Origin of the sequence: Tardiphaga sp. 619_E2_N8_4 (assembly GCF_051810905.1) — a bacterium.
Lineage (GTDB): Bacteria > Pseudomonadota > Alphaproteobacteria > Rhizobiales > Xanthobacteraceae > Tardiphaga > Tardiphaga robiniae.
This window is the reverse complement of the sequence record NZ_JBPWQJ010000001.1, coordinates 1,434,775-1,452,092: the sequence shown is the minus strand read 5'-3', so window position 1 is coordinate 1,452,092 and position 17,318 is coordinate 1,434,775. Positions and strand designations below refer to the sequence as shown.

The window sequence follows — 17,318 nt, the reverse complement described above, 5'->3', positions numbered from 1 at the left end:
GCGTAAAACCGAAACTGCTGTGCTTTCTTAAGCAACTCGTCTCTCTTCGGGCCGGGCTCCAAGGCGTCAGCTCGCTCAGCGCAATTTTTCGCCATTCGCGCGTAGTCACTGGGTGTCATATGCGAATCCCCCGATTCGGCGTTGGCATACTACCAATCTAAATCTGGGCGAAAATTAGTTCTGAAGATCAATCTTAAGCCGGCGCGATATCTGAGTATTCACAGACACGGCTACATCGACGTTTTTTGTGCCACCATGACGGTCGGATCGGCCAGGCTCGGTACGACGATCAATCTCTTCACGGCGCCTGCCTTGTAGGCCTGCAAGAACGTTGCGTAGTCCTTGAACGATACGCAACCGTTCGAATCTCCCTTTGGTCCCATCAGGTAGCTGTGCGTAAGCAATCCGGCGCGGCCAAACAGATCACCTTGACCCACCGGCTTCATTCTCAATGCTTCAACGCCGTGAAACGGCTTCTCTCGCTTGCTCAGTTCATATATCTGCGGTGGCGTCGCGCCTCGATCATGGACATGGACTTGCGCTGGATCGTCCATCAGATCGCCAAGTCCGGAGTGAGCCTCGAGCCTCGTTCCGTCGGGCATGTAAACGGTGCGCGCGGAAATGTCGTAAAGTGCCGTCCGCGTTTCCGCCAACGTTGGAGGTGCACTGTCCTTTCCGTCACCGGAGATTCCACCCTCGGGTGACGCAGATGCCAAAACAGTTTCAGACGGCTGTAGCATCGCGAAGACTTTTTTAAGTGCTGCGCTCACGTTGGACAAAGGATCAGACGGTGTTGACGCTTGATCGGGCAGAGACACAGCAATCAAATTGGCCGCTGACGGTCGGACTCTCGGTAGCGGCACTTTTCCATTCACCGCCGAGATTCCGAGCGAACTGTCGGCGGGAAGCACTGGCTGCGATCGCATTGCTTGCGCGAGCTGCGACTTAGCCCGCTGAACTTCCAATTCGACATTAGAAGCCGACACTTCAAAATCAAACGCTTGTGGAAAACGCTGAACGAACGAGACGTCGTCGAGCTGGGGACTACTTGGATTTTTGGCCTTAAAGAAGCTCAGTACATTTTGAGGCTCTCGAACATACGCGCATAACGTCAGGGCCGCAGCGAGGGCTCCGACAGACGCAGCAGCGATAACAATTCGAGATCTACGCAATTGATGCCCCGGACACGACGCAAAAAGGCTACCCAATGATTCAGGCTCAAATCAAGCCAACGAGCCTGACGTATTAGGCCATTTTGGCCTTGCCAGACTTTGCGCCATTCAGGAAGGTCCGTCTCCCAGAGCGAGAGATTCCTTTTCCAATCCAGCCTGCCGATACAGGCTCCTTAAAAACCTGGCCATCGACGCAGGCGTCATCCTGTTACCGCGCGCGGGACGCGGAAGGACGACGGCCGGCTCGCAATGGATCAGATGGTTAAGAGGGGTGCTGGCGGAGAGAGTGGGATTCGAACCCACGGTACGGTTTCCCGCACACACGCTTTCCAAGCGTGCGCCTTAAGCCACTCGGCCATCTCTCCGGCGCGCCTTCTCATGACGGGCCGGAGCGAGATTTGCAAGGGACCGCCGGCCCGGCCCGGCGGTTTTTCTCAAATTATTGAAGGATATAGGGAATTCGGGGGAGCCTTGGCGCCGCCTGCTGGCCCTGGCGAGCGGCGAATCGGCTTGCGATGCGTCGGCACTGCCCCCGCGCCAGCGGGACCTGCCCATTTCGCCTGGGCGGCGCCGCGGCTCAGTGGAACCGGCTACCGACCCCAGCGCCCAGCGATTGGACCGGCCAGAGTACGGCCGGCTCAACCGGCAGCGTTTCCACCGGCGTCTTGTCATTGGCGACATGGGCTTGCTGAAGCGCCTCGACGAAATCGGCGAACCAGTCCTGAATGGTGCCGGCGCGCAGCTTCGCCATCATGGCTTCCCAGCGCATCCGGCGCTCCAGTAACGGCATCGAAAATGCGGTCGCGATGGTGCGCGCCATGCCGTCCACATCATGCGGATTGACCAGCAGGGCCGTATCGAGCTCGTTGGCGGCGCCGGCATATTTCGACAGCACCAGCACACCGGGATCGACCGGGTTCTGCGCAGCGACATATTCTTTGGCGACCAGATTCATGCCGTCATGCAGCGGCGTAACGAGGCCGACCTGCGCGGTGCGATAGAGGCCAGCGAGCACGGTCTGGCTGAAGCCCTTGTTGAGATAGCGGATCGGCGTCCAGTCAACTTCGCCGTGACGCCCGTTAATATCGCTCACCAGCTTCGCAAGCTGGTTCTGCAGATCGCCATAGGCCTCGATCGTGCCGCGCGACAGCGTCGCGATCTGCAACAACGAGACCGAGCGCTTGAGCTGCGGCTGCCGCGTCAGCATGCGATCGAATGCATCGAGACGATTGACGAGGCCCTTGGAGTAATCGACGCGATCGACGCCGATGGCGAGTTTCTCGCCGTTCAGGCTGCGGCGCAGCCGCGACACATCGGGATGCGACGCCGCCTTGGCAGCATGCGCAGCAAACTTCGCGGGATCGATGCCGATCGGAAATACCGCACAGCGCGACACACCGTAACGCGACATCACCACACCCCCCGTCGTGTCCAGGCCGAGCTCGCCATCGACATAAGACAGGAAGTTGTCGCGATCATCTTCGGTCTGGAAGCCGATCAGATCGTAAGCGAGCATTGCCTCGACCAGTTCGCGATGATGCGGCACGCCGCCAAAAATATCGCGTGCCGGCCACGGCGTATGTAGGAAAAAGCCGAGCGGATGCCTCACGCCAAGCGCACGCAATTCTGCGCCGAGCGCAAGGAAATGGTAATCCTGAATCCAGAACGCAGTGTCGGGCTTGCGGAACCGCAGCAGCGCGCGCGCGAAGAACGAATTCACTTCGCGATACGACTCATAATCGTCGTGCGACGTGCAGATCAGGTCGGTACGGGAATGCAGCGCAGGCCAAAGCGCCGAATTGGCGAAGCCTTCGTAATAGCCACCGTAATGCGCGGCAGGCAGATCGAGCATTGCCAGCGCACCGGCGCCAAGCGCCTCAATTTCGGCAAACGGTTCCTTTTGCGCGCCGTCGCGCACGCGGCCGCTGGAACCCACCCAAATCGCGCCAGATTTCTCCACCACGGGCAGCAAGGCTGCTGCCAGACCGCCGGTCATCGGCTCATTCGCCGAAGCGCGCGATACTCGGTTTGAGACTACGACGAGATTCACAGGGTCCCCTCCTGATTGCACACATTGATAAACGTCCGTTCATCAATATGGTTCCTCGTCACCATTCGACCCAATTGAAACCAAATTCGGGCACGCGACGATGGAACTCACCTTTCAGTGAGTTCCATCTGCATCGGTATCAATGACATGAGGTGAATCACTTCGATTTCGCTGCATCGTCGATCAGCAAGCGCGCGAGCCATGCGCGCACATCGCGCGGCTCGTCGAAGTGACCCGACACACCTTGCGCACGGCGACCGACGGAGAATGCGAGACCATTCATGCCGGGCATGATCGCAAATACAGATTCGTCGGTGACATCATCGCCGATGAAAATCGGACGGCGCCCGCTGAACGGCTCATGCGTCATCAATTCGATCACGCCGGTCGCCTTGGTCACACCAGCGGGCTTGATCTCGCAGACAGCCTTGCCGGGCAGCACTTCGATCGGCGCATTCGGCAGATCGGCACGGATCGCGGAGACCGCATCATAGATCGCCTTCTCCGCATGCGGCGCGAGACGGTAGTGCAGCGCGAGCGCATAGCCCTTGTCCTCGAGCAGAATGCCCGGGCTCAACTTTGCAATGGCAGCAAGGCGACGCTTCAATTCCTTGTCCATCGGCGGCGCGCCTGACGCGACCGATTCATTGTCGCCTGACAATCGCATTTCGGCGCCATGACCGCCGACGGCAGGAAACTGCATCGGCGCAAAGATCAGATCGATATCGTTGATCGAGCGGCCCGAAACGAGCGCCATGGCGCCATTCGTGCGCTGCAGCAGCTTGCCCATGGACGTCGCCAGATCCGGCGGCACCCACACTTCACGCGGCGTCGGCGCCAGATCGAGCAGCGTACCGTCGATATCGAGCAGCAGCGCACATTCGCTAAGCCGCGGCAATTCCGCACCCGGATACAGCACCTCTTCAGAATGCGGCGCATCGTCGACAGGGATTTCGATAATTTTCTGAGACATGTCCATGAAGTTACTCCACGACGGCCAGCGGCCGTGCAACTGATTCAAGCGGCTGGCGTTCCGCCGCGACGGCATAGCGCCAGCCGACGATCGCAGCCACGATCATCAGAACAGCGCCAAACAGGTAGCCGGCAAACACGCTGTTGCGCGACCCGGTATCGATCAGCACGCTAAACAGCGCCGGGCCGGCAACGCCGCCGATCCCGGTGCCGATCGCGTAGAAGACAGCGATCGCCAATGCACGCACCTCGATCGGGAACGTCTCGCTGACGGTGAGATAGGCCGCACTCGCCGCCGGCGATGCAAAGAAGAAGATAATCATCCAGGCGATGGTCTGGGTCTGTGCACTCAACACATCGATCGAGAACAGATAGCCGGAGATCGCAAGCAAGATGCCCGACATCCCGTAGGTAACCGCAATCATGACGCGGCGCCCGAGCGTATCGAACAGCCGGCCGAGCAGCAGCGGTCCGAGAAAATTGCCTGCGGCAAACGGCAGGATATACCAGCCGACATGGTTGGACGGGATACCGAAGAAATCCGTCAGTACCAGCGCATAGGTGAAGAAGATCGCGTTGTAGAAAAACGCCTGCGACGCCATCAGCACGAGTCCGACCAGCGACCGTTGCCGATACAGCACGAACAGTGTCTGCGCGACTTCCTTCAGCGGCGTATGATCGCGCATCGTCAGCCTGATCTTCGGCAGCGCGGCCAGAACCGACGGCTTGGCCTTCTGGTGCGCGGAGATTTCGATCTCAGCCACGATCTCCTCTGCGCGCTGCGGCTGACCGTGGATCATCAGCCAGCGCGGGCTTTCCGGAATCCACATCCGCATGAACAGTACGATGAGACCCAGAATGGCGCCGGTGAAATAGGCCAGCCGCCAGCCATAGGATTGTGAGATGACTGCGGGGTCCAGCAGGACGATGGCACAAACGGCGCCCATAGCCGCTCCCAGCCAGAAGCTGCCGTTGATCACCAGATCGGTCCAGCCGCGATAGCGCGCTGGGACAAGCTCCTGAATCGTCGAATTGATCGCGGTATATTCCCCGCCAATGCCGGCACCCGTCAGGAATCGAAACACGGCATAGCTGGCAAGATTCCATGACAACGCTGTCGCGGCAGTCGCGGTGAGATAAAGCGCGAGCGTAATGAAGAACAGTTTCTTCCGGCCGATGCGGTCCGTCAGCCAGCCGAAGCCCAGCGCGCCGATCACAGCGCCTGCAAGATAAGCGCTGTTGGCAAAGCCGACATCGAGGTTCGAAAACTTCAACGCAGGATCTTCCTTCAGCGCGCCGGATAGCGCCCCCGCCAGGGTCACCTCAAGGCCATCGAGTATCCATGTGATACCGAGCGCCAGGACAACCCGTGTGTGAAAGCCACTCCAGCGCAGCGCATCCAGGCGCGCGGGAATATCGGTTTCGATGATACGATCCGAGTCAGAAGCTGACGTCTGGCTCGGCATCGGCGAAGCCGCGATATCCGCGCTGCTCAGATTAGCCATGCCGCCTTGCTCCTGAGCATTTGCTCGCTACCCCACGGACAAGCGGAAATCGACATCAACGCGAAAAGCCCGAAACCTTGCGGTGACGGGTGATTCAGCGCCAGAGGGTTACATTCTCCGTGAAACAACCCACGAAGAGCGCGTTGGTTCCCATTTTATGCGGGGAAGTGGGACCTAGAGCGAAACGGCGTAATGCTCGTATTCGCCGCGTACCAGTTCGATATGGGCACGCATCGCCGCCGCGGCGCCATTGCGATCGCCGCGCATGATGGCGACGACGACGCGGTCATGCTCGGCCTGCGATTTCGCGAGACGACCGAGATTGCGGAACTGGGCTCGCCGGAACGGCTGCACCCGCACCCGGGTCGCAAGCGTGATCTCGGCGATATATTCGTTCTGCGAGCCCGCATAGATCGCGTTGTGAAAACGCTCGTTCACTTCGTGGAAGCGATCCGGATTGCCGTCGTAGCTCAGCACCCGCAGCTCTTCGTGAATGGCCTCCAATCCGTGACGTTGCACGGCCGGCATCCGTTCGGCGGCGAGACTCGCACATATCGCTTCGAGCTCGGCCATCGCCTCGAACATGCCGGTGAGACGATCGATCGACGGCTGCGCCACGACGGCACCGCGATGCGCGCGCGAGTCGACAAGGCCGCTGGCCGTGAGCTGACGCAACGCTTCACGAACGGGCGTGCGCGAAACATTGAAACGCTGTGCCAGATCGGTTTCGTCGAGTGAGGTACCGGGGGGCAGCACGCCGCGCACGATCTCGTCGGCCAGTTGCAGGCGGAGTTCTTCGGCGCGCGTCATCTTGCCGGTGATAGTCCCGGCACGGTCAACCCGGCTGACCGGCCCGGCGATGCCCGCCTTGCGGCGCGGCTTCCCCGGCTGGATCAGCATGTCGTCGAAACTCATCCCTTGGCGCCCTGCGGTTCGTCGATCAGGCTGACAGACGCCGCCACGATTCGCCAGCCTTCCGGAAAGCGGATCCACGTCTGCATCTGTCGACCGACCTTACCCGGAGCCGTGTCGCGATAAAATAGCGTCGAGGCGACCGCAGTGTCGCGGCCATAGGCGGAAATCACCGTGCGCGCAGTGCGGCGCATCAATCCGACCGGCGAGCGTGCACCGCGAAATGCCTGGATCTCGTCATAACCGTAGAGGTTTTCACCCATCCCATAGCGCAGCGTCCGCGGATCGTTGCGAAACAATTCGCCAAGCACCGCCGTATCGTTGGTCGTCAGTGCCTTCTCATAACGTGCGAAGGCGGCGCCCACTTCGGCGATGACGTCCGGCAGATCGATTTCCATGTCAGAACCCTTTTGCGCGGGGCGCGGCAACGACGCCGGCCCGCTCCAAAGCATAAGCGACGCGCAGCGCGATGTCTTCCCGCCACGGCGCCGCAATGATCTGCACACCGATCGGCATCGGATCGAGCGGCACGGGGACGGCGACCACGGGCAGACCGATGAACGAAATCGGCTGGGTATGGATGCCGATATTGGCGCGCACGGGCAGTTCGACGCCGTCGAGCACGAAAGTCGCCTGCCCCAATTTGGGCGCGATGCAAGGCGTCGCCGGCGCGATGATCACATCGACGTCCTTGAACAGTTCGAGCACCTTCGCGCGGTACCAGCGACGGAATTTCTGCGCCCGATCGACCAGCGGCGCCGGCACCATGGCGCCGGCCAGCAAGCGGCCACGCACTGCCGGATCGAAATCATTGGGACGCGCGCGCAAGCGATCCAGATGCAGCGAGGCGCCTTCAACGGTCGAGATGACATAGGCCGCCGAACGCGCGCGGGCGACCTCGGGCAGCTCGATGTCGCGCGTGACACCGAGCGCCTTGGTGACACGCGCAACGGCTTCCTGGGCCTCGGAAAACAGGTTCTTGCGGAAGTATCCGCCGGCTGCAGCGATACGGAGGCCGCCGATATCCTGTCCAATCAGCGCCGTCACCGGCTCGATGGCGCGGGTTGAACACGCGGCATCCTCGGCATCGGGTCCCTGCATGGCGTCGTAGGACAGCGCGAGGTCCTCGACCGATCGTGCGAACGGGCCGAGATGATCGAAGCTCGCGACAAACGGAAACGAGCGCGCCCGCGACAGCCGGCCGTAAGTCGGCTTCAGGCCGAAGATACCGCAAAACGACGACGGCACGCGGATCGATCCGTTGGTGTCCGACCCCAAGGCAAGCGGCACGAGACTGCCGCCGACGGCGCCGCCGGAACCGCCCGATGAGCCGCCGGTCATCCGGGTCACGTCATGCGGATTCCGCGACGGCCCGTCATGAATATTCTCGCCCGTAAAATCATAGGCATATTCGCCCATATTGAGCGCGCCGACCAATATGGCACCCGCGGCTTCCATGCGTTCGACCAGTGTCGCATCGCGGGTCGAGGTCGAACGATCGCGATTGATCCTGGAACCGGCGCGGGTCGGCAGGCCGGTGACATCGAACAGGTTCTTCACCGCAAACGGCACGCCTGCCAGCGGGCCGACGCTTTGACCGGCGGCAATCGCGGCATCAAGCGCCTTGGCCGTTGCACGTGCGCGCTCGGCAGTGACATCGGTGAATGCGTTCAGGAGCGGATTGTGCTGCGCGATCCGCGCCAGCGCAGCTTCGGTGACAGCGAGCGCCGAGATTTTCTTCGCGGCAACCGCCTGGGCGATGTCGGAGGCCGGGCGCCAATCGCCTTCGGGGGTGATAACGGGATCAAGCTGCATAGATGCTCGCCGGCTCGGTTTCATCTGGCAGCGAAAACTCGTCGACCATTTTAGCCATTTTCAGCGTCACCGCGAGATTGGCACGGACGGACGGCTTCCACGCGTCTTCGATCGGCAGCGCCAACGCCCCGGCGACGGCGTCGATATAGTCATCAAGCGGTTCGGCCACGGTCCCTCTCTCGATCTGTCTCAATGAACCGGCAGCGGCGGATGCGGGATCGCCGACAGCAGTTCCTTCGTGTAGTTATCCTGCGGTGCATCCAGCACAGTCTCTGTCAGGCCCTGCTCGACGATCCGCCCGGTGCGCATCACGATGACACGATCGCACAGCAAACGCACCACATTCAAATCGTGCGACACGAACAAATAGCTCATTCCCATCGACTGTTTCAGGTCCTGCAGCAGGTTCAGCACCACCGCCTGCACGGAGACGTCGAGCGCGGCGGTCGGCTCGTCCAGGATGATCAACTTCGGCTGCAGCGCGATGGCCCGCGCAATGCCGACGCGCGCCTTCTGGCCGCCGGACATCTGATGCGGAAAGCGATCGAGCAATTCGAGCGGCAGCCCCACCTGTCGCGCGAGGTCTTCGCATTTTGCACGCAATGCATCGGAGCCCTTGATATCGCCGAGCTGCATGATCGGATCGGCGATGGCCCGCGCCGCCGTGAAACGAGGATTCAGGCTGTCCGTGGGATCCTGAAACACCATCTGGATGCTCTTGCGCAGCGGCAACCGCGCAAAGGAATTCGGCGCCATCTCGCCGATCTCGTCGCCATCGAAGGAGATGCGCCCCGAGGTCTTGTCGATCAGCCGCATCACCATCATCGACGTCGTGGACTTGCCGCAACCGGATTCGCCGACAAGACCGACGCTCTCGCCGTGGCCAACCGTAAAGCTGATGCCATCGACAGCACGAAACTTGTCCGGCTCGGTCGGCGGCTTGCGCGAGAACAGTTTTGCCAGAGAGGCGGTTGCGCCCTGGCGGGCATATTCCTTGACCAGATTTTCGACGGTGAGAAGGGGCCTCTGCTCCCTCTCCCCGCTTGCGGGGAGAGGGTCGGGGTGAGGGGGAGTCAGAGATTCACTCGCCGGCTCCCCCTCACCCAACGCGCTGCGCGCGTCGACCTCTCCCCGCAGGCGGGGAGAGGTAAGAAGAGCCTGCACCGGCATTGCCGCGCGTTCTTCGGCCGGCAGCAGATCGCGCAGCGAGACGCCAAGCCGGGGCGTCGCCTGCATCAATTTCTTCGTATAGGCGTGTTTCGGATTGGCGAAGATATCGGCCGACAGCGCCGTCTCGACCACCCTGCCCCTTTCCATCACCACGACACGGTCGCAATAGGCAGCCGCCAGGCCGAGATCATGGGTGATCAGGATCGTCGACATGCCGCGGCTCTTGGTGAGCTCGACGACCAGATCCATTACCGCCTTCTGCGTCGTGACGTCGAGGCCGGTGGTCGGCTCGTCAGCGATCAGGAGCTGTGGATTGCAGGCCAGCGCCAATGCGATCACCACGCGCTGGCACATGCCCCCCGAAAGTTCGAACGGATAGGCGTGATAGCGCTCGCGCGGGCGCGCGATCTTGACCTGCTCCAGCGCCTCGATGGCTTTCTCCGCGCGGTCTGCACTACCGGCCTGCGCATGTTGCCGCAACACGTCCTCGATCTGGTCTCCGACCTTGCGGATCGGATTGAGCGCCGCGCGCGGATTCTGGAAGATCATCGAGATTTCGCGGCCGCGTAGGTCGCGCATCTGGTTCTCGGTTGCGCCTTTGATATCGACGCCGGAGAACATCACCGAACCTTCAGCGATCTTGCCGGCGCGGTCGAGAATGCGCATCACCGCATAGGACGTGACGGATTTGCCCGAGCCTGACTCGCCGACGATGCCCAGCGTCTCGCCCTTGGCCACAGAAATATTGACGTGCTGCACGGCCTTGACGATGCCGCGCCGCGTGGCGAATTCGACAGTGAGGTCACTGACGTCGAGAAGCGGTTGAGCGGTCATGTCCGGGCCCTCAGGTGCGTCGCTGCGGATCAACGATGTCGCGCAGACCGTCGCCCAGCAGGTTGAAGCAGAACACCGCGATCATCAGCGCGAGGCCGGGAAACAGTGCGATCCACCATTCGCCCGACACCATGAAGGACGCGCCTTCGGCGACCATGATGCCCCATTCCGCGGTCGGTGGGCGAACGCCGAGACCGATGAAGGAGAGGCCCGCGGCATTGAGGATCGCATAGCCCATGGTCAGCGACATCTGCACGATCATGATCGGCATGATGTTCGGCAGGATATGCACCAGCAGGATGCGCATCTCGCTATTGCCCGACAACCGGGCCGCCTGCACAAAGCCGGCCTCGCGGCGGACATTGGCTTCGGCGCGAGCGACACGCGCATAAAGCGGGAAGTTCACGATGGCGGTGGCGATGATGATGTTCTGCACGGTGTTGCCCAGCGCAGCGACGATACCCATGGCCAGCACGAACAGCGGAAAGGCCATGATCGTATCGGCAATGCGGCCGACGATGCGATCGGTCCAGCCGCCGAAATAGCCCGAGGCGATGCCGGCGAGGCCGCCCATGGCGAACACCAGGATGACCGAGGCAATGGCGATGACGAAATCGAGCCGGGTCGCGACGATGACGCGGCTGAAAATGTCGCGCCCGAGCTGATCGGTGCCGAACCAGTGCGCCGCAGATGGCGCCTTCAACGCCTGCGCCGTGTCGCTGGCGAGCGGATCGTAAGGTACGATGTAAGGACCGAACAGCGCTGCGAACACGATCAGCACCAGCAGGCCGAATGCAAACGCCGTGACGCGGTTTTCACCGAGGATGTAACGGGTGTGTGACAGCGTCGCGGCAAAGCCGGAGGTACGCTTTGCGGGCGCAGGCTGCGACGCGGGAACGGCTTCGGAATCGACAGGCGTGACAGCGTTCATGGTTTCCCCCTCACCCTTCCAGCCGCACGCGTGGATCGATCACGCCGTAGAGAATGTCGATGATCAGATTGATCAGCACATACATGACCGCCATGGTCAGCACGAAGCCCTGCACCGGCGCGAAATCCGACGAGATCAGAGCTTCGACCGCGTAGGAGCCGATGCCCGGCCAGGCGAACACCTTCTCGACCAGCACGTTGGCACCGAGCAGGAACGAGAACGTCATCGACAAGGTGGTGATGACCGGCAGCATCGCATTGCGGAAAGCGTAAGTAACGATCACGGCGCGTGGCGACAGACCGCTGGCGCGCGCCGTGCGGACGAAGTCGGACGACAGGATCGCCAGCATCGAGGCGCGGGTCATGCGCGCGATCGGCGCCAGCGAGAAGATCGCCAAAGTTGCCGTCGGCAGGATCAACTGGTTGAAGGCGGACCTGAAGGCTTCCCAGTCACGAGCGATGAGACTGTCGATCAGATAGAAGCCGGTCACGTTGGGCGGCGTCGACGCGAACACGTCGAGACGTCCGAGCGGAGCCGGCGACCAGCCCAGCCTGAAATAGAAGACATAGACCAGTACCAAGCCGGTGAAGAACACCGGCAGCGATACGCCGGCCGTCGTCGTCACCCGGCAGAGATGATCGATCCACGAGCCCGGCCGGGTGGCGGCGAGAATGCCGAGCGGAATGGCGATCATGACCGAGACCAGCAGACCCAGCAGCGTCAACTCGGCCGAGGCCGGCAGGCGATTGCGAATTTCAGTCGCCACCGGCTGGCCGGTGGTCAGCGAGTTGCCGAAATCGCCCTTGGCCAGATCCGCGGTGTAGCGGAAGAACTGCTCGATCAGCGGCTTGTCGAGACCGAGCTTCCTGCGAATTTCCTCGATCGCCTGTTTGTCCGCCGACGGCCCTGCGAAATAGGCCGCGGGATCGCCTGGCAGCGCGCGCGTCAGCAGGAATGTGACGATGACGACCCCGATCAAGCTCGGGATCGCGAACATCAGTCGTTTGCCGATCAGGCTGAGCATGACACATCACGCCTTCACGAGCGCGCGATAATCGAGCCGACGATGGAACCAGTATTGGTAGCCGGAGATGTTCTTCTGCATCGCCACGTTGACATAGGGCTGATACAGCGGGATCCGCGGCACATCAGTGAAAGCGAGATCGACGAAGCCCTTCACATCGGCATCATAGGCGGCCTTGTCGCCGGTTGCGGCGGCGGTGCGCGCACCGTTGATGAGCTTGTCCATCTCGGGCGACTTGTAGCTCATGGTGTTAAACACCGAATTGTCGCCGTGATAGCACCAATAGAAGAAGTATTCGGGGTAATCGAGCCAGCCGGAGAACACGTTGGTGTAGAGCGGCATCTCCTTCTTGTTCAGCTCGGTGCGCCAGTTGGCGCCGGGGATCTTGTTGATGGTCGTCTTGATGCCGATCTGGCCGAGGCTTTCCTGCACCAGCACACAGAGTGGCTCATTGACGACAGCGAAGCCGAGATCGAATGAGATCGTGGTCTCGAAGCCATTGGGATAGCCGGCCTCGGCCAGCAGAGCCTTCGCCTTCGCCATGTCGGTATTGTATTTATGCGGCTGCGGCCATGCGACTTCGGTGGGCTTGTCGGCTGATGCGCCGTACATCGGATTGGCGAGACCGAACAGCACGGCATCGACGATCTTCTGATAGGGCAGCGCATAGGCCACGGCCTGGCGCACCTTCGGATTGTCGAAGGGCGGCTTGGTGACATTCATGCCGATATACTGGATGCCGTTGCTGAACGGCAGCGACACCACGTCGAGCTTGCCGTTGGCCTTGATCTCCTGGAAATCCTTGTAGGGCAGTTCATAGGACATATCGGCATCGCCGCGCTCGAGCAGCGCGCGCCGGTTGCCGGCCTGCGGCACCATGCGCCAGATCACGCGCTTGATCTTCGGCATCGGGCCGGAGACCCAATCATCATTGCGCTCGAGGATGACTTCGGTGCCCGCGGTCCACTTGGTCACCTTGTAGGCACCGCCGCCTGCGGTCTGCATCTTGGTATATTCGAGACCCCACGGATCCTTCTCGGTGGCGTTCTTCTTCACCAGCTCGGAATTGATCACGCAGGGGACGATAACAGCGAGATCCGGAATCGTCAGGCGATCCTTGGTGGCGAAATCGACGCGCACGGTATGATCGTCGACGATCACGAACTGCTCGGGCTTTTTCAGCGAGCCGGCACTCATCTGGAAGGTCGGAAAACCGCCGACGCTGACCGAACGATCCAGCGACCACTTGACGTCCTTTGCCGTCACCGGCGTGCCGTCGTGAAACTTGGCGTTCTTGCGCAGCTTGAAGGTCGCCGACATGTCGCCAATGGTCATGTCCTCGGCGAGTTCGGGCTTGAACTTGTCGCGGTCGTAATAGGGCACGCCGCCGGGGCCGGCCTTCATCTCGTGGCCGATCAGGCGGTCGTAGCAATTCCAGGACACTTCATAGCCGGGCACATTGGTGCCGACGCCATGAATGTCGAGATTGTTGGGACCGCTTTCGGAGACGATCAGCAGGGTTTCGGATCGGGCGTCTGCCTTGGCGGACGAAAAGATTGCCGGGCCGGAGACCATGGCGCCGGCCGCGGCGCCTGTGGCGGTTTTCAGAAAATCACGACGCTTCATTCTTGCTCTCCCCAAGGGCGCGAGTGGATCGGCTTGGGAACAGACATCGCAAACTTCGTGCCAGAGCTTAACGAACCCCTAATGCGCGCCTAGGCATCTGATAAACCTTGCATTTCTGCAACGCCTCCGACGGTCAGCATCGCCAGAGACTCAATCACGTTGCATACAAAGATATTGATATGCATAAAATTTAGACCGCCCCGCGTACTTGCCCGGTCATTACTCGCCCGATTCCGGCTTGACATAAACGGCTTCCGCCTCCTTATTGCGAATAGTTCGCATTAGCATTCGCATCAGATCAGTAACCTTGGGGAATGGCGTGAGTTTGAGGTTGTGGGCGTCGATCACGGGAGCAGCGTGCCTCTCATCAATCTGGATTGGAGAGGCGAAGGCCCAGGAGGGGCAAACGCTGTCGGAAATCGTGGTCAGTGCCGAGCGGCAGAAGGAAGCAGACGGCTTCCAGTCCACCACTCTGCTCACGGGTGACGCCCTGCAGCGCACGACCTCCGCCTCCATCGCCGACCTGCTGGCCACCCAGCCGGGCGTTGCCGCATCGACCTTTGCGCCGGGCGCGAGCAGGCCGAATATCCGCGGCCTCGACGACTATCGCGTTCGCATTCAGGAGAACGGCATCGGCAGCCAGGACGCCTCGGATTTCAGCCAGGACCATCAGGTCCCGGTGGACCCGCTCTCCGCCGACAAGATCGAGGTGATCCGCGGTCCCGCAACGCTGCGCTATGGCAATCAAGCCATCGGCGGCGTCGTCAACGCCAGCAACAATCGTATTCCGGAAAATCTCGTGCCGGACAATTTCAGCGCGCGCATCAAGGGTAGCGGCTCCTCGGTGGATAGCAGCATCGACGGTGCGGCCAGCATCGATGCGTCAGGCAACAATGTCGCCATTCACGTCGATGCCTTCGGCCGCAGCGCCGGCGATTATAGAATTCCCGGCGGCGGCGTGCAGGCCAATACAAGGCTGCGCTCGGAAGGCCAGTCGGTCGGCGGCTCCTACATCTTCGATGGCGGCTATATCGGCACCGCGATCCAGCACATCACCAGCCTGTATCATATCCCCGGCATCGCCGAATCCGCGTCGCGGACTCGCATCGATCTCGAACAGACCAAGGTGACCAGCAAGGGCGAATGGCGCGCGCCAACCGACGGCATCGCAGCGATCCGCTATACGTTCGGCGTCAGCGACTACAAGCATGGCGAGCTCGGCATCGGCAGCAACGGCGTCGATGGTCTGCAGAACACCATCACCAACAAGGAAATCGAAGGCCGCTTCGAACTGGACCACGCCGCGGTCGCAACGCCGCTCGGCGCATTGACCGGAAGCTGGGGCGTGCAGGCCAGCAACCGCAAGCTCGCCACCGCGGGTCTGCTCGGCGGTTTGCTCGCACCGACCAATACGGACACCGTCGCAGGCTTCGTGTTCGAGCAATTGCAGCTCTCGGACACACTCAAATTCCAGGCCGCCGGTCGTATCGAAAGCCTGTCAGTATCCGGCATGGCGCCAATCTTCCCCAGCAATTTCCTGCCACCACCCGACACATTTTCCGAGACCGCAGCGACGCGCGATTTCACCCCGAAGAGCTTCAGCTTCGGACTGCTGAAATCACTGCCCTGGGACATGGTTGCCAATCTGAGCGTACAGCGTGCGCAGCGCGCGCCTGCCGCGCCCGAGCTTTATTCGCGCGGCTCTGACGGCGCATCCGGCACCTTCGTCATCGGCAATCCGGATCTGAAAATCGAAACCGCAGAGTCGGTCGAAGTCGGCCTGAAACGTAGCAGCGGCCAGCTTCGCTTCGAGGCGAGTCTCTACTACACGCGCTATCTCGATTTCATCTTCAAGCAGGTGACCGGCAACTTCTGCACCGACACTTTCGCAAGCTGCGGCGCGACCGGCCCACTGCTGCAAGTGGCCTACGGTCAGCGAGATGCGAACTTCCGCGGCGCCGAGTTGATGGCACAACTCGATGTGACGCCGCTCAGCGACGGCATGCTCGGGATCGACACCCAGTTCGACGTGGTCCGCGCGACCTTTGCCGATGGCAGCAATGTTCCGCGCATCGCACCGATGCGTGTCGGCGGCGGCGTCTGGTGGCGCAGCGCCGAATGGTATGCCCGTTTGGGCGTCCTGCATGCATTCACGCAGAACGACATTGCGCTCAATGAAACTTCGACGGCCGGCTACAATCTGCTGAAGGCTGAGGTGAGCTATACCCACACATTCGCGAAGGTCGACGGCGGCCTGCGCGACATCACCTTCGGCGTCACCGGAGACAATCTGCTCGACGAGCAGGTCCGCAACCACATCTCCTTCAAGAAGGCGGAGGTGTTGCAGCCTGGACGCGGCGTGCGGCTCTTCACGAGTATGAGATTTTGAGCCCAATGACCTTGGAATCGCTCCAGTTTGGGCCTCAACTCGGCCTCCAGAGGGCGACATCGTTCACATGCGAAGGTATTCTTCGCCATCATCTCCCATTGCAAACTTCGACCGACGGAATGCAGCCCCTATGACAAGATCCTGGTCTCCCATCGCAACTGTATTCCTGGCGGTTGGCGGAACGGCGGCGGTTCCGCAGTTTGCTGTCGCTGCGACCACGGAAGCGTTGCTTCCGCATAATCTGTCCCCATGGGGCATGTTCATGAACGCCGACATCGTGGTGAAGGCCGTGATGATCGGGCTTGCCATCGCCTCGCTGGTGACCTGGACGGTCTGGCTCGCAAAGACCATCGAACTCAACCGCGAAACACGGTCTGCCAAACGGCGGCTCGACATACTGGAAAGCGACACGACGCTAGCCCAGGTCGAGCGCGACAGCGCCAACGCCCGCGATCCTGTGGCCCAGCTCATTCATTCGGCAGTGCGCGAGACTGCCCTCTCCCATGGATTGTTTGATGACGGCTTCAAGGAGCGCATTGCGCTCCGCCTTGAGCGCGTCGAACAGGCTATGTCGCGCCGGATCTCCCGTGGCATCGGCGTGGTCGCAACGATCGGTGCGACTGCGCCCTTTGTCGGCCTGTTCGGAACCGTCTGGGGCATCATGAACGCCTTCATCGGTATTTCGGAAACCAAGACCACCAACCTCGCCGTCGTCGCGCCGGGCATCGCAGAAGCCTTGCTCGCGACAGCACTCGGTCTTGTCGCAGCCATTCCGGCCGTGGTGATCTATAACCAGCTCGTTCGCAACATCACGACTTACCGTGCGCTGCTCGGCGATGCCTCCGCACAGGTCATGCTGCTGATGAGCCGCGATCACGGTCGTCGCGGCATGCCGATCTCGCGGGCGGCGGAATAGAT

14 protein-coding genes and 1 tRNA gene are annotated in these 17,318 nt (G+C 61.4%); 2 read left to right on the top strand and 13 right to left on the bottom strand.

Features of this window, described 5'->3' with window-relative positions:
- Positions 1–230: 230 nt before the first annotated feature.
- From AB8A23_RS06925 to AB8A23_RS06865, 13 genes are all read right to left on the bottom strand, one after another.
- A complete protein-coding gene (locus AB8A23_RS06925) occupies positions 231–1,172 on the bottom strand; it encodes a DUF2778 domain-containing protein (protein WP_246297916.1) in 942 nt (313 codons plus the stop codon).
- Positions 1,173–1,447: 275 nt separating this feature from the next.
- Positions 1,448–1,537, bottom strand: a tRNA-Ser gene (locus tag AB8A23_RS06920).
- 212 nt (positions 1,538–1,749) lie between these two features.
- Entirely contained in the window at positions 1,750–3,222 is a 1,473-nt protein-coding gene (locus AB8A23_RS06915) for a trehalose-6-phosphate synthase (protein ID WP_439060069.1), read from the bottom strand.
- Between the two features lie 157 nt (positions 3,223–3,379).
- Positions 3,380–4,195 (bottom strand): trehalose-phosphatase, encoded by an 816-nt coding sequence (gene otsB / locus AB8A23_RS06910; protein WP_315844268.1) that lies wholly within the window; start codon positions 4,193–4,195, stop codon positions 3,380–3,382.
- A gap of 10 nt (positions 4,196–4,205) precedes the next feature.
- Positions 4,206–5,660 (bottom strand): MFS transporter, encoded by a 1,455-nt coding sequence (locus AB8A23_RS06905; protein ID WP_439060558.1) that lies wholly within the window; start codon positions 5,658–5,660, stop codon positions 4,206–4,208.
- 213 nt (positions 5,661–5,873) lie between these two features.
- On the bottom strand, positions 5,874–6,599 hold the full coding sequence (locus tag AB8A23_RS06900; protein WP_439060559.1) for a GntR family transcriptional regulator: 726 nt from the start codon (positions 6,597–6,599) through the stop codon (positions 5,874–5,876).
- Between the two features lie 11 nt (positions 6,600–6,610).
- Positions 6,611–7,009 carry an oxalurate catabolism protein HpxZ gene (hpxZ, locus tag AB8A23_RS06895; protein ID WP_120287485.1) on the bottom strand — a complete coding sequence of 133 codons (399 nt, stop codon included), beginning with the start codon at positions 7,007–7,009 and terminating at the stop codon, positions 6,611–6,613.
- 1 nt (position 7,010) lies between these two features.
- Positions 7,011–8,426, bottom strand: coding sequence for an AtzE family amidohydrolase (locus tag AB8A23_RS06890; protein ID WP_439060070.1), 1,416 nt, complete (start codon positions 8,424–8,426; stop codon positions 7,011–7,013).
- Positions 8,416–8,595: a DUF4089 domain-containing protein gene (locus tag AB8A23_RS06885; protein ID WP_439060071.1), complete on the bottom strand. Its 180-nt coding sequence runs from the start codon at positions 8,593–8,595 to the stop codon at positions 8,416–8,418. The genes AB8A23_RS06890 and AB8A23_RS06885 overlap by 11 nt, the downstream gene beginning before the upstream one ends.
- A gap of 20 nt (positions 8,596–8,615) precedes the next feature.
- On the bottom strand, positions 8,616–10,430 hold the full coding sequence (locus AB8A23_RS06880; RefSeq protein WP_439060072.1) for a dipeptide ABC transporter ATP-binding protein: 1,815 nt from the start codon (positions 10,428–10,430) through the stop codon (positions 8,616–8,618).
- Between the two features lie 10 nt (positions 10,431–10,440).
- Entirely contained in the window at positions 10,441–11,361 is a 921-nt protein-coding gene (locus tag AB8A23_RS06875) for an ABC transporter permease (RefSeq protein ID WP_439060073.1), read from the bottom strand.
- A gap of 10 nt (positions 11,362–11,371) precedes the next feature.
- Complete coding sequence (locus AB8A23_RS06870; protein ID WP_439060074.1) at positions 11,372–12,385, bottom strand: ABC transporter permease; 1,014 nt, start codon at positions 12,383–12,385, stop codon at positions 11,372–11,374.
- Positions 12,386–12,391: 6 nt separating this feature from the next.
- On the bottom strand, positions 12,392–14,011 hold the full coding sequence (locus tag AB8A23_RS06865; RefSeq protein ID WP_439060075.1) for an ABC transporter substrate-binding protein: 1,620 nt from the start codon (positions 14,009–14,011) through the stop codon (positions 12,392–12,394).
- A gap of 319 nt (positions 14,012–14,330) precedes the next feature.
- Here AB8A23_RS06865 and AB8A23_RS06860 point away from each other — a divergent pair, with 319 nt between their 5' ends.
- Complete coding sequence (locus tag AB8A23_RS06860) at positions 14,331–16,400, top strand: TonB-dependent receptor (RefSeq protein ID WP_439060076.1); 2,070 nt, start codon at positions 14,331–14,333, stop codon at positions 16,398–16,400.
- Positions 16,401–16,530: 130 nt separating this feature from the next.
- Positions 16,531–17,316, top strand: coding sequence for a tonB-system energizer ExbB (gene exbB, locus AB8A23_RS06855; RefSeq protein ID WP_120287491.1), 786 nt, complete (start codon positions 16,531–16,533; stop codon positions 17,314–17,316).
- The last annotated feature ends 2 nt before the right edge of the window (positions 17,317–17,318 follow it).